Here is a 12,575-nt window from a genome sequence, read left to right as displayed (position 1 = left end):
AAGTGACATCTACCGATCAGGAGGGCGCTGTGAAGATTGGTCACCCGCAAGTACGGTCAGCAGCCTGCGTCGTTTTGTCAGCCTTGGCCCTGGCCGCCTGCGGAGGTCCCGCCCGCACCGAGGTCGATGTGGAAATCCGCCTCAACTCCTGCAACACGCAGAAGGCGAGCTGCCTTGCGTTGGGGCTTTCTGAAGCCGAGATCTCGCTGGTGGATGCCGACGGGCAGACCATCGCCTCCGGAAAATCCGACGACGCGGGAAAGTTGGTGCTGGCGACAGGAGGTGCCGTGGGCGAGGCGCGGGTGATTGCCGTGTCCCCGCTGATTGAAGGTGGCCGGAAAGAGGCCAATCTCGTCCTTCCCCGCGAGGGAGAGACGACAAACATCACCATCATGGCCAACGGATCCGGGACCTCTTCACCCTAGTCGATCCACTTGCAGAGAACCGTAAGAATTAATCAGATCCTTGCCGCACCCTCTTGCTTTCCATAGGCTGGAACCGCCAATAAAATCAAGACAAGGGAGTCGTCGTGAAAATTTGGCGGTTTGGAAGAACCGTTTCAGCGCCCGTCGTTGTCGCCACCACGGCAGCGATCATGGTGTTGACCGGGGCAAGTGCGGCTACAGCTAACGACGGGGTCTGCGGTTCAGGTGACGTGTGCCTTTACGAAGACACGTCGTGGAGCGGTGGTCGCTGGGACGACAGTGGCAGCGTCTCGAACTTCACGAACGAGCGTTGGTGGGGAACGTCGCGATCCATCAACGACGCCGCGAGCTCCGCCGAGAACAAGTACAGCTGGGCGGTGGCCACGCTGTGGGAGCACTCGTTCAACCGCGGAAGCAAGGTCAGCTTCGGTCCAGGAATTCGGATCGGAAACCTGGGCGACTACGGAATGAACAACAAGGCGAGCGCCAACTGGTGGGGCTAGCCACCAGTACCCTGCTCCTACGAGACCAGCGCGACTTGGCGTGATCCTCCATCCTCCCGAGCGAAGGACGCCCTGGCGAGAACAGCCTCACCCAGGGCGTCCGCCCGCCAGGTCCGATATGAAGCCGGGTGACTGTCACTCGGCGTGACCGGCTGGCCCTCCGGCCCGACACGACGCGCCGCATCCCGTCGCGCCGCCCACCGCACGCGCCGTGGAGCGACGCTGAAGAGCGTTCGGGCCGGAGTGGGGGGCCACGGCCCGATGCCCATCGTGGGCGTGCGTCACGCTCGGGCCGGCCGGGCGGACAACGTCGTACCGCCGCCCGGTGACGCGGAGCGGGGGCAGTTGCTGCGCGCGATGGCCAGCGACGCCATCCGGGCCAGCCTGGAACGCCACTTCGGGGTGAAGCTGGCGTTCCAGAACTGCCACCGGGTCGCCGCGTTCCGCCCGGCGGCGGTCGACTCGGAGCCCTACCGCCGGTTCGTCTCCACCCGGGGGCAGCTCCTGAACCAGTCACCCGAGCTGCGCAACTGCTGACCCGCCGCCCGGGTGTGCCGGACCGGAAAGAACCGTCCCGGTCCGGCGCACCCGGTGGCGCGGGTCGTCAGCGGGCGCACTCCGCGCAGGTGCCGAAGATCTCGAAGGTGTGCCCGACCTCGGTGAAACCGTGCTGGGCGGCGACCTGGTCGGCCCACCGCTCGACCGCCGGCCCGGCCACCTCGACCGTGCTGCCGCACCGGCGGCAGACCAGGTGGTGGTGGTGCCGGCTCTGGCTGCACCGGCGGAACAGCTGCTCCCCGCCGGGCAACCGGGTGGAGTCGATCTCCTGGGCGTCGACGAGCAGCTGCAGGGTGCGGTAGACCGTGGTCAACCCGACCCGGGCCTTGCGGGCCACCAGCATCTGGTGCAGCTGCTGCGCGGTGTGGAAACCGTCGACCTCGCGCAGCAGCGCCAGCACCTCGCCGCGCTGACGCGTGTTCCGGGTCACGTTCGGCATCGCCTGGGTCACCGTACCGCCGTCTCCGCTCGTCGCCCCGGCCCCGCCCGGCGGCCGTCGCTGCTTCCCGCCCCCGCCGGTCCACGCGGAGGCCGTACCCATTATGCGCTGCGGATACGGGCACCCCACGGCCCGAGGCGGGCCCGGGGACGACGACCGCCGGGGGCGGGTCAGGCCACGGCCGCGACCGTGGTGAGGGCCGCGTGCCGCGACCGGGCGACCACCGCCAGCTCGGTGGCCGGCACCAGCTCGTACTCGGGCACCCCGGCGCGGAGCACGGTGAGCAGCTTCTGCCCGGTCACGGTGCAGGTCCTGCCCCGCGCCGCGAGCAGGGCCGGCACGTCCGCGAACGAGCCGGTCGCCACCACCGCGCCGGCCACCCGGAGGGTGGCCAGGCCCTCGGCGGCGAGCACCGCCTCGACGGCGTCCGGGTCGTCGCCGGTGAGCACCACGGAACGGGCGTCGGCCACCACCGCGTACGCCGGGTCACCGGTCGGGCCGATCACCGAACCGACGTGGAAGTCACCGGTGTTCAGCCGGCAGGTGACCGTCACACCGTGCCGGGCGGCCAACTCGACGGCCCCGGAGTGCAGCACCTTCGCGCCGGCCCGCGCCATGGTCACCACGTCGGCGTACGCCAGGGTCGGCAGCAGTCGCGCCGCCGGGACCTGCCGGGGGTCGGCGTCGTACACGCCCTCCACGTCGGAGTGGATGTCGCAGCCCGGCAGCCGCAGTGCGGCGGCGACCGCGACCGCGGACAGGTCGGAGCTGTTCTTGCCCAGCCAGGTGGGCCGTTGGTGGGCGTCGGCCGCCTGACCGCCGGGCAGCACCAGCGCGTCGGCGGTGGCCAGGTGCCCGTGCAGGTAGACCGGGTCGACACCGGTGAGCGCGGCGGCCTGCCCACCCGCCGGACTGCTGGCCAGCCCGATGTGGTGCGGCGGCAGCAGTTCGGCGCGCAGACCGGCGCGTTCCAGCGCGATCCGCAGCAGGGCCGCACCGACCGTGTCGGCCAACGGCAGCAGGCCGAGCAGGGCCGGGCTGCTGACCTCGGGATGCAACTCGGTGGCGAGGCGACGCAGTTCCTCGGTGGCCCCGGGCATCCCGCTGGTGACGACCACCAGTTTCTCGCCGTCGCGGACCCGTCCGGCGAGGTGGGCGGCGACGGTGTGGAAGTGCTCCGGACCGGCGAAGCTGGAGCCGCCGAACTTGACCACCCGTACCCGGCTCACCGGACCCCCCTCGCCACCAGCACCTCGGCGATCTGCACCGCGTTCAGCGCGGCACCGATCCGCAGGTTGTCCGCCACCAGCCAGAACGCCACCCGGTTCGGGTGCTCCGGGTCGACCCGGATCCGCCCGACGTGCACCAGGTCGGCGTCGTCGAGGGTGCGCGGGGTCGGCGGCCGGTCCGTCCACACCCGGACCTCCGGCTCACCGGCCAGCAGCGCGGCCAGCTCACCGGCGTCGACCGGCGCGTCGCAGTCCACCACCACGGTCTCGCTGTGCCCGTTGAGCACCGGCACCCGGACGCAGGTGGCAGTAACGTCCAGCGTCGGGTCGCGGAGGATCTTGCGGCTCTCCTGCCGCATCTTCTGCTCCTCCAGCGTGAAGCCGTCGGCGAGCAGGGTGTCGATCAGCGGAATCACGTTGTACGCCAGCGGCACCCCGAACGCCTCGACCGGGCCCGTGCGGGTCGGGTCGTCGGTCGCGGCAGCGGCCTGGGCGCGCAGTTCCGCCATTCCCCGGTTACCCCGGCCGGAGGCCGCCTGGTAGGTGCTGACGGTGACCCGGCGCAGGCCGTAGCGCTGGCGTAGCGGGGCGAGCAGGCGCACCAGGGGAATGGTGGAGCAGTTCGGGTTGGCGATGATGCCGCTGTCCGGCCGCCGGTGCAGCACGTCCGGGTTGACCTGCGGGACCACCAGCGGCACGTCCGCCGCCATCCGGAACGCGTTGGTGTTGTCGATGACCAGGGCGCCCTGGGCGGCGGCGCGACGGGCGTGCCGTTCGCTGACCCCGGTGCCGGCGGAGAAGAACGCCAGCCGTACGGCGGAGAAGTCGTACCGGTCGAGGTCGTGGACGGTGGCGGTGCCGCCCGGCACGTCGATGCGCTGCCCGGCGGAGCGCGCCGACGCCACCGGCACGCACTCGCCGACCGGGAAACCCCGCTGGACGAGCAGGTCGATCAGGGTACGACCCACCGCGCCGGTGGCCCCGACGACGGCGATCGGCAACGCGGCGCCGGTGGCGGCCCGCGGGGCGGTCTCGGGGAGAGCGGGGGTGTCGGTGGAGGATGTCACGTCAGCCCTGCTTTCGAAGGACGGAGTGGGGTGACCCGGCCTCGTCGACGGTCACCAGAGGAGTGGGTGCCCCGGTCGCCACCGGCACCTCGGCCGGCTCGGGCACCGCGGGCCCGGTCGGGGTGCCGCCGGGCGCGGGGTCCGGGCGGCGGGCGGCCAGCGGCTGCCAGCGCAACGTCACCCCGAGGCTGGACAGCACGATCAGCACGATGCCGACGATCTCGGCGAGGGTGGGCCGGTGGGCGTAGACGACGACGTCGCAGACGATCGCCACCGCCGGGTTCACGAACGCCACCACCGCGATGGTGGAGCTGGGCAGGTGCGGGACGGCGGAGTAGAGCAGGTGGTAGAGCACGCCGGTGTGGAACACCCCGAGCACCGCCAGCCAGATCCAGCTGCTCGCGCCCGGTGCCGGCAGCGCCGCGAAACGGACGAACGGCAGCAGCAGCGGAATGCCGATCAACACCTGGATCAGTGCGGTGATCTGTGGCCGTACCCCCTTGAGCTGCTTCGCGGCGATGGTGGCCAGGGCGTAGAGGACGGCGGCGGCAAGCGCGTTGAGGATGCCCAGGAGCTGCCGGGAGTCCAGCCCTTCGCCGCGCAGTGCCGTCCACAGTTCGGTGGTCAGCACCAGCCCGACGAAGGCCAGCACCACCCAGCCGACGTTGGCCCGGGTGAGCCGTTCCTTGAACAGCAGCGCGCCGAGGAACAGCACGTAGAACGGCTGGGTGTGGTAGACGACGGTGGTGATGGTGATCGACGTCTGCTCGAACGAGGAGAACAGGAACACCCAGTTGAACACCAGGCAGACCCCGCCACCGGCGGCGAGCAGCAGGTTGCGCCGGGTCAGCCCGGTGTTGCGGAAGTAGCCGCCGACCAGGCAGGCCACGGCGAGGGCGACCGCGCCCAGGACGCACCTGGCGAAGACCACGTTGAACGCCGGCTGCCCGGATTCGAGGACGAACACCCCGATCGTGCCCCAGCCCGCCATCGCGACGATGATCTGGACCATCGGTGTCCTGCTGCTGCGGTGGTTCTCCATGGTGTCCCTTCCGGTTGCGGTCGCCGCCCCCTCGGCTGCGGCCGTGCTCAGGCGAACGGCGGGGCGTACATCAGGCCGCCGCGCGTCCACAGGTCGTTGAGGCCGCGGGGCACGTCGAGGCCGCTGGCCGCGCCGAAGCTGCGGTCGTACACCTCGCCGTAGTTGCCGACCTGACCGACGGCGTCGCCGATCCAGGTCCGCGGCAGGCCGAGCGTGTCGCCGAGGTGGGCCTGCGCGTCCAGCAGCGCCGACGCCGCGCCCTGGCCGACGGTGGCCGAGGTCAGACCCTCCTCCTCGGCGGCGATCAGCGCGAAGATGATCCAGCGGACCGTCTTGAGCCAGTGCGAGTCACCGTCGGCGACCGCCGGGCCCATCGGCTCGCGGGAGATCAGCTCGGGCAGGACGACGTGGGCGTCGGGGTCCGGCAGCCGGGTCTTCTCGGCCGCCAGCACCACCCCGTCGCAGACGTACGCGTCGACCGCGCCGTCGCGGTAGCCGACGAGCGCGTCCGCCGCGTCCGGGTACGGCACCACCTCGACCTCGGCGTTCAGCGGCGCGTAGTAGCGGGCGAGGCTGGCGGCGCTGCTGGTGCCGCCGAGCACCCCGATCCGGCGTCCGGCGAGCTGCGCGGCGGCGGTGACACCGGCCGCCCGGGGCACCAGGAACGCCCCGCCGTCATAGCAGGTGGTGGCGACGAAGGTGGCCCCGAAGCCGGCCTCCCGGCTCACCGTCCAGGTGGCGTTGCAGGTGAGCAGGTCGATGTCGTCGCCGGCCAGGGCGGGCATCCGCTGGTCCGGGGTCAGCGGCACGAACTCGACCGCGTTGGCGTCACCGAGCACGGCGGCGGCCACCGCACGGGCCGTGTCCACGTCCAGGCCCTGCCACCGGCCGTCGGTGTCGGGGGCGGACAGGCCACGGATGCCGGTGCTCACCCCGGCGCGCACCGCGCCGTGGCGGCGGACCCGGTCGAGGCGGGCGGTCGTGCTGGTCAGGACCGAGGTCATCGGGTCTCCCTGTCAACGGGCCGGGCTCAGGGCCGGCGTGGTCGGCTCGGTGGTCGGGGTGTCGAAGCGGCGCTGGTTGAAGGCGAGCATGTCGATCAGTTCGGCCGAGCCGAGGTCGGCGGCGTGGCCGGTGGCGGGCCGCAGCGGCATCCGCCCGGTGCGGGTCCAGTGCAGCGTCCCGTCGGGTTCGACCCGGCTGCGGGCCTGGTTCGCGTTCTCCGGGTGCAGGCAGAACGGCACGTCGAGCAGGCCGGTGCCGAACGCCGCGGCGAGGGCGGCACCGGGCTCGGGGTGCAGGTCGAGCACGGCCTCGACGAGCAGCCGCGCCTCCGCGTACGCGGGGGAGGCGGCCGGGTCGAAGGACTGCCGGGTCGGTGCGGCGCAGCGGGCCGCCTGGGTGGCGGCGAACTCCAGGGCGGCGACGTTCTCCGCCACGGTGGGGATGCGGAACGCCTCGGCCGAGGTCTTGACGATCAGCCGGGCGGCCCCACCGGCCACGGCGAGCCGGACGCTCTCCGCCAGGATCGCGGCGGCACCGGCCGGCGTGCGGGGGAACAGCCCCATGAACGTGTAGACCACCAGGTGCACGTCGCAGTCCGGCAGGAACTCGGCGGCCAGGTGCCGCAGGGCCAGCAGCGCGTCCAGGTCCTGCCCGGGGTTGGTCTGCTGGGCGAAGCTGAGCGACAGGCTGCGCACCCCGTGCCGGCGGAAGAACAGGCCCTCCAGGATGCCCAGCGCGACGAGCAGGGACGGCGGGCAGAGCTGGCCGAGCATGCAGCCGGCGAAGCTCTCCAGGTGGGCGCCCCGCCCGTCGCCCACGGTGGCGAGCAGTTCGCAGCAGGCCGCCCACTCGTCGATCGCCGCCCGCAACGGCACCCGGCTGTAGGGCAGGCAGTACGAGACGGGCCCGCCCTCGGTGGCGTCGAGGCCGGCGTCGAGCAGGGCGTGGAAGATGCCCAGCGGCAGTGCCGAACCGTGTCGTACCTGGACCGGGAAGTCGTCGGCGGCGATGTCCTCCAGCATCGCCCGGGTCATCACCGCCCCGTGCGCGACCAGCGGATAGCCGTTGAGGTCGTGGCCGTGCACCAGGGCACGGGCGGCGCTGGCGTGGTCGCCGACCCGGGTGAAGCTGTCCAGGGTGAGGGTGCCGGCGGTGGTGGCCCGGGCGGCGCGGACGGCGAGCAGGCCGCCGCGCATCTGTTCGGTGGTGGCGAAGCCCATCCGGGGCTGCACCACCAACCGACCGGCGGCCTGGTTGTCGGCCACGTACGACGCGAACCGTCCCCGGGTCACACCGGGCTCGCGGCCAGGTGCGGGTGGGCGTGCAGGGTGTGCAGGTGGGCGCGGAAGTCGTCGACGGCCCGGTCGCCGACGAAGACGCCGGTGTAGCCGGCGTCGAGCAGGGCGGGCACGTGCCGTTCGTCGGCGGACCCGGCCACGCCGAGGTTGCCGCCGATCACGACGGGGGTGGTGTGGTCGTGCCGGCGCAGCCGGCGGACCAGTTGCTCGCCCTCGACCGCGCCGTGCCCGTTGACGGTGCTGACCACGACCAGGTCGGGCGTGTGCCGCAGGTGGGCGGCGACGAGTTCGTCGATCGGCGTGCAGGCGCCGAGGTTGACCACCCGGAAGCCGTGCTCCTCCAGCAGCAGGTGGAGGTAGACCAGGTTCCAGGTGTGCGAGTCGGAGGGAATGGTGGACAGGACAGCGACCGGTGCGTTGGCCGTTGAGAGGCGCATGCCGAACTCCAGGACACTTCGCTAGCGGAAAATCGTCACGGAAAATGGGCACGACTGGTCCGCCGCAGCCTCCGGGCGGAAGCTCGGCAAAAGCCGTTCCATGGTCAGAGAAAGATGATCTGGCTAGCGCAGGCCCGCCATTGCATTGAACACCGCAACTCCCCGTAAGTGGGTGTCTCACACATCTGTCGGTCGCCGAGTCTAGGACGCGACCAGAACCCTGACAAGCAATGTCCCGGTTGACTTCCGGCGGGTCGTCGTCGGTGGATACGCACGGTAGCCAAATCACCACCGACACCCCGCGTGCGGCCCACCCGCACCGCCTGCGGGCCGCTTCCCACCAGCACCGCCCGCCGGGCCGGCCGCCACTCGAAGTGGCGCAGGGTGACCGAGGTAATCTGTCCCCGCGTTCCGCATCCTGAGACGTAGTCGACCGCACACCCCCGTCGCACCCGACGACCGCCGCTGCGGAGTGACCCAGATCATTCCCGCCACCGACCGCTCCCCCGCCGCTCACCCGGGTGGGCCGGATCGCCGATCCGACACGTGTTCGGTTCGACCGGAGACACCCGAACGAACCGGGAAACCGCCTCCGCAGATCATCGTTCCCGAATCGCGGGACACTTGAACAGGTCAATTGATGACTGCGGGTCACGGACGAGGCCCTGCCGGTGGCCAGGGAATAGATAAGGCGCGATGGGCTTCGACACTCGGTGACGAGCCGACCCGGGGCGAAGAGATGCATTGCACGGCCCCCGCAACCGACCTATGGTCTACCCGCACGCCTGATCGACAGTGATCATTGCGGCACTCATAGTCACCGGCGCCGCCGCGTCACGGGGGTTCCCCGCACCGCGCGTAGCCGACGAACATCCGGTCGTCGTCGACCGTCCCCCGTGCCGTCGCCGCCAATGCGCGGTGACCCGGCACGCCCTCGGAAGGAGGTTTCCGTGGCGAGTGCGAAAGGCCAACGCGAATTGTTCGCGGTACACGGCGAAATCGAGGTGAACGCCACCGGTCAGCACATCTACGAAGTGGTCAGCGACCTGGCGGGCAGCGGTCGGTGGAGCCCGGAGTGCCGGGGCGGGAAATGGATCTCCGGCACTCCCGGCACGGTCGGTGCGGTGTTCCGGGGCGACAACGTGCGCAGCGACGACGTGGTGCCCTGGGCACCGGTGGTCCGGGGCGAGTGGCAGACCACCGCCGAGGTGGTACGCGCCGAACCCGGTCGGGTGTTCGCCTGGGCGATGCGCAACAGCGCCGGTGAACGACAGGAGAGCGTCTGGTCGTACGAGATCGGCGCCACCCCGGGCGGCAGCCTGCTCGTCCACCGGTTCCGGATGGGCGAGGCGACCGAGGGCATCCGGGGCATCACCGCCGACCTCGACGCCGAGGCCACCGAGCGGTTCTTCACCCAGTGGACCGAGAAGCTGCGCGGCGACATCGAGCTGACCCTCGCGCGGCTGAAGACCTACCTCGAACAGCCCTCCGGAGGACGGTAGCCATGCTGCTGCAACGCGTCGCCAACCAGGGAATCCGACTCGGCACGGTGTTCGACCGGGCACTCGCCCGGCACCCCGCCAACCTGCTCATCCTCGACCACGACCTGGACGTCGCCCCGGAACTCGGCCGCCGGATCGCGATGGCCGAACTCGCGGACCTCGTCGACGACCTCGCCTCCCGGCTGTGGGCGGCACGCATCCGCCCCGGCGACCGGGTGGTCGTCTACAAGTCGGACGGGTTCGACATCCCGCTGCTCGCCGTCGCCATCGCCCGCATCGGCGCGGTACCGGTGCTGCTCTCCCCCAAGCTGGACGGTGCGACCGTCGCCGAGCTGCTGCGCCGGGCCGCCCCGGCGTACCTGCTCACCGACGGGACGAAGCTGACCGGCAGCCTGCCCGAGGGCGTCGGGGAGCTGGCCGACGGGGTGCTGCTCGCCGCCGGCAGCCACCCGGCGGGCACCGCGCTGGCCGAGCTGGCCGGCGCACCCCGGGTCGCGCCGGTGACCATGCCCGCCGACCACCCGTCGCTGGTCACCCACACCTCCGGCACCACCGGCATCCCCAAGATGGCGGTGCACACCGGCCGGTCGCTCCAGGCCCGGTACCGGCCGCAGGCCACCATCGCCGCGCTGGTCCGCCGCCGGGAACCGCTGCTGCTGCACGTGTCGTTCGTGCACTCCCGGGCGATCAGCGCGATGACGCTGGCGCTGTCGCGCGGCGTACCGCTGATCGTGCTCGCCGACGACGACCCGGCCCGCGCCGCCGAACTGCTCACCCGGTTCCGGCCCGGCGTGATCGAGGCGCACCCCAACTCGTTCCTGCGCTGGGAGGAACTGGCCGACGACCCGCGCCGGCCGCTGGCCAGCGTCCGCTACTTCAGCAGCACGTTCGACGCCATCCACCCGCGCACCATCCGCCGGATGCTCGCCGCCTCCGAGCACCGCAACCCCAAGTTCGCCCAGCTCTACGGCCAGAGCGAGACCGGCCCGGTGGTCGGTCGGACGTACAGCAGGCGGTGGGAGCCGGAGCACGACGGGCGCTGCGTCGGCGTGCCGTTCCCCGGCATGACCGACATCCGGGTGGTGTCGATCGACGGCCGGCCCCCGACCCGGGAGTCGCCGGGTCGGATCGAGGCCCGCAGCGACGGACGGGCGGTCACCTTCCTCGGCGAGCCGGAACGCTACGCGGCCCAGGTCGACGGTGGCTGGTGGAAGATGGGCGACGTCGGCTACCGCACCCGGTGGGGCTGCCTGCACCTGCTCGACCGCGAGGTCGACGTGGTGCCCGGCTTCGGCAGCACCCTGGTCGCCGAGGACCACCTGCTGGCCCGGATGAGCGACCTCACCGAGGTGATCATCGTGGGCACCGAGGGCCGGCCGGTGCCGGTGGTGTGCACGCGCGACGACAAACCCCTCGACCTCGACGCCTGGCAGGCGGCGGCCCGGGGATTGCCGCCGATGGCCGACCCGGTGCACCGCCGGCTGGCCGACCTGCCGCACACCGCCACCACCAAGATCAAGCGGCTGGAGCTGGCCCGGGCGCTCGTCGCCGAAGGTGTCGGTCGGTGAGCACCGTCGGCACGGCCCTGGTCACCGGCGCGGCCGGCGGGATCGGCGCCGAGGTGGCACGGGCGCTGGCCCGGCGCGGCACCCCGGTCGCCGCCGTCGACAGCGACGCCGACCGGCTGCGGGCCACCGTGGACGAGGCCCGTTCCGCCGGGCTGCCGCTGACCGCGTACCCGGCCGACGTCCGCTCGGGTGCGGCGGTACGCGACCTGGTGGACACCGTCGAAGGGACGCTCGGACCGATCGACGCGCTGGTCAACGCCGCCGGGGTGCTGCGCTCGGGCGAGGCCCGCACGCTGACCGAGGAGGACTGGCAGCACACCTTCGCGGTCAACGCGACAGGGGTGTTCCACACCTGCCGGGCGGTGGCCGACCGGATGGTGCCCCGACGGCGCGGCACCATCGTCACCGTCGCCTCCAACGCCGCCGGCACCGCCCGCGCCGGCATGTCGGCGTACGGGGCGTCCAAGGCGGCGGCCACCGCGTTCACCAAGGCGCTCGGGCTGGAACTCGCCAGGTACGGCATCCGGTGCAACGTGGTGGCCCCCGGCTCCACCGACACCCCGATGCTGGCCGCGCTGCTGCCCGACGACGCCGCCCGGCGCTCCACCATCGGCGGGGTGCCGGAGGCGTACCGGGTGGGCATTCCGCTCGGCCGGATCGCCGACCCGGCCGACATCGCCGCCGCCGTGCTGTTCCTCATCTCCGACGACGCCCGGCACATCACCATGCAGCACCTGACCGTCGACGGCGGCGCCACGCTCGGCGTCTGAACCCGACCGAGGAGGCAACCGTGGGCATCCCGGACACCATCCGGTACGACCTGCCCGACCTGCCCGGCAACACCGTCGGCTGGGTGCCCGACCCGGCCCGCGCGGTGCTGCTCGTCCACGACATGCAGGGCTACTTCCTGCGTCCGTTCCCGCCCGACGCGCAGCCGGGCCGGGCCCTACGGCACAACGCGGCCCGGCTGCGGGCCCGCTGCGCCGAGCTGGGGGTGCCGGTGGCGTACACCGCGCAGCCGGGCTCGATGACCCCGCTGCAGCGGGGCCTGCTCGCCGACTTCTGGGGGCCGGGGATGACCGCCGAGCCGCAGCAGCGCCGGGTCGACCCGGCGCTGGCCCCCGCCGTCGGGGACTGGGTGTTCACCAAGTGGCGCTACAGCGCGTTCCACCGCACCGACCTGCTGGACCGCATCCGCGCCGCCGGCCGTGACCAGCTCGTCGTCTGCGGCGTGTACGCGCACGTCGGCGTTCTGGCCACCGCCTGCGACGCGTTCTCGCACGACATCGAGACGTTCGTCGCCGCCGACGCGGTGGCCGACTTCACCGCCGACGACCACCGGATGGCCCTGACCTACGCGGCGAACCGGTGCGCCGTGGTCGCCGACACCGACACCCTGCTCGCCGCGCTGTCCGTCACCACCGCCGCCCACGCCTGAGCACGGGCCGGGTCGCAACCACCGTCGCATGCCCGGCCGGCCGGAACCTGTACCGGCCGGTCGG

The 12,575-nt window shown here is 72.3% G+C and carries 13 protein-coding genes and 1 pseudogene; 7 read left to right on the top strand and 7 right to left on the bottom strand.

The genetic code is table 11. The annotated features are described in order from the left end of the window. Nucleotides 1–29 precede the first annotated feature (29 nt). From ACN261_RS10480 to ACN261_RS10470, 3 genes and pseudogenes are all read left to right on the top strand, one after another. Complete coding sequence (locus ACN261_RS10480; RefSeq protein WP_363649991.1) at nt 30–425, top strand: hypothetical protein; 396 nt, start codon at nt 30–32, stop codon at nt 423–425. Between the two features lie 104 nt (nt 426–529). Further along, on the top strand, nt 530–928 hold the full coding sequence (locus ACN261_RS10475; protein ID WP_363791305.1) for a peptidase inhibitor family I36 protein: 399 nt from the start codon (nt 530–532) through the stop codon (nt 926–928). Nucleotides 929–1,219: 291 nt separating this feature from the next. After that, nucleotides 1,220–1,465 (top strand): annotated as a pseudogene (locus ACN261_RS10470) (SCO5389 family protein); the annotation flags it as partial. A gap of 67 nt (nt 1,466–1,532) precedes the next feature. Here the strand turns inward: ACN261_RS10470 and ACN261_RS10465 are convergent. The 7 genes from ACN261_RS10465 to ACN261_RS10435 all read right to left on the bottom strand — a co-directional run bounded on the left by ACN261_RS10465 (nt 1,533) and on the right by ACN261_RS10435 (nt 8,003). Continuing rightward, complete coding sequence (locus ACN261_RS10465) at nt 1,533–1,925, bottom strand: Fur family transcriptional regulator (RefSeq protein WP_211291356.1); 393 nt, start codon at nt 1,923–1,925, stop codon at nt 1,533–1,535. A gap of 170 nt (nt 1,926–2,095) precedes the next feature. Then, nucleotides 2,096–3,154: an aspartate kinase gene (locus ACN261_RS10460; protein WP_425849730.1), complete on the bottom strand. Its 1,059-nt coding sequence runs from the start codon at nt 3,152–3,154 to the stop codon at nt 2,096–2,098. Continuing rightward, nucleotides 3,151–4,221, bottom strand: a complete 1,071-nt coding sequence (locus ACN261_RS10455; protein ID WP_425849727.1) for an aspartate-semialdehyde dehydrogenase — start codon at nt 4,219–4,221, stop codon at nt 3,151–3,153. Before ACN261_RS10455 ends, ACN261_RS10460 begins: the two co-directional genes overlap by 4 nt. 1 nt (nt 4,222) lies before the next feature. Then, entirely contained in the window at nt 4,223–5,233 is a 1,011-nt protein-coding gene (locus ACN261_RS10450; protein ID WP_421485019.1) for a DMT family transporter, read from the bottom strand. A gap of 77 nt (nt 5,234–5,310) precedes the next feature. Beyond that, a complete protein-coding gene (locus tag ACN261_RS10445; RefSeq protein WP_421485018.1) occupies nt 5,311–6,267 on the bottom strand; it encodes an amino acid ABC transporter substrate-binding protein in 957 nt (318 codons plus the stop codon). A 12-nt stretch (nt 6,268–6,279) separates the two neighbouring features. After that, nucleotides 6,280–7,560: a methylaspartate mutase gene (locus ACN261_RS10440; protein WP_421485017.1), complete on the bottom strand. Its 1,281-nt coding sequence runs from the start codon at nt 7,558–7,560 to the stop codon at nt 6,280–6,282. Further along, nucleotides 7,557–8,003, bottom strand: a complete 447-nt coding sequence (locus ACN261_RS10435; RefSeq protein WP_421485016.1) for a cobalamin B12-binding domain-containing protein — start codon at nt 8,001–8,003, stop codon at nt 7,557–7,559. Before ACN261_RS10435 ends, ACN261_RS10440 begins: the two co-directional genes overlap by 4 nt. 950 nt (nt 8,004–8,953) lie before the next feature. Here ACN261_RS10435 and ACN261_RS10430 point away from each other — a divergent pair. From ACN261_RS10430 to ACN261_RS10415, 4 genes are read left to right on the top strand one after another with little or no spacing between them, the layout of a single operon-like run. Then, nucleotides 8,954–9,505, top strand: a complete 552-nt coding sequence (locus ACN261_RS10430; RefSeq protein ID WP_425849722.1) for an SRPBCC family protein — start codon at nt 8,954–8,956, stop codon at nt 9,503–9,505. A gap of 2 nt (nt 9,506–9,507) precedes the next feature. Further along, on the top strand, nt 9,508–11,073 hold the full coding sequence (locus ACN261_RS10425) for an AMP-binding protein (protein WP_425849720.1): 1,566 nt from the start codon (nt 9,508–9,510) through the stop codon (nt 11,071–11,073). After that, nucleotides 11,070–11,843 (top strand): 2,3-dihydro-2,3-dihydroxybenzoate dehydrogenase, encoded by a 774-nt coding sequence (locus ACN261_RS10420; protein WP_421485013.1) that lies wholly within the window; start codon nt 11,070–11,072, stop codon nt 11,841–11,843. Before ACN261_RS10425 ends, ACN261_RS10420 begins: the two co-directional genes overlap by 4 nt. A gap of 20 nt (nt 11,844–11,863) precedes the next feature. Further along, nucleotides 11,864–12,511, top strand: coding sequence for an isochorismatase family protein (locus tag ACN261_RS10415; protein WP_421485012.1), 648 nt, complete (start codon nt 11,864–11,866; stop codon nt 12,509–12,511). Nucleotides 12,512–12,575: the final 64 nt, after the last annotated feature.

The sequence above is a fragment of the Micromonospora sp. WMMD723 genome (assembly GCF_049863385.1).
Classification (GTDB): Bacteria; Actinomycetota; Actinomycetes; order Mycobacteriales; family Micromonosporaceae; genus Micromonospora; species Micromonospora wenchangensis.
This window is presented reverse-complemented; position numbering and strand designations above follow the sequence as displayed.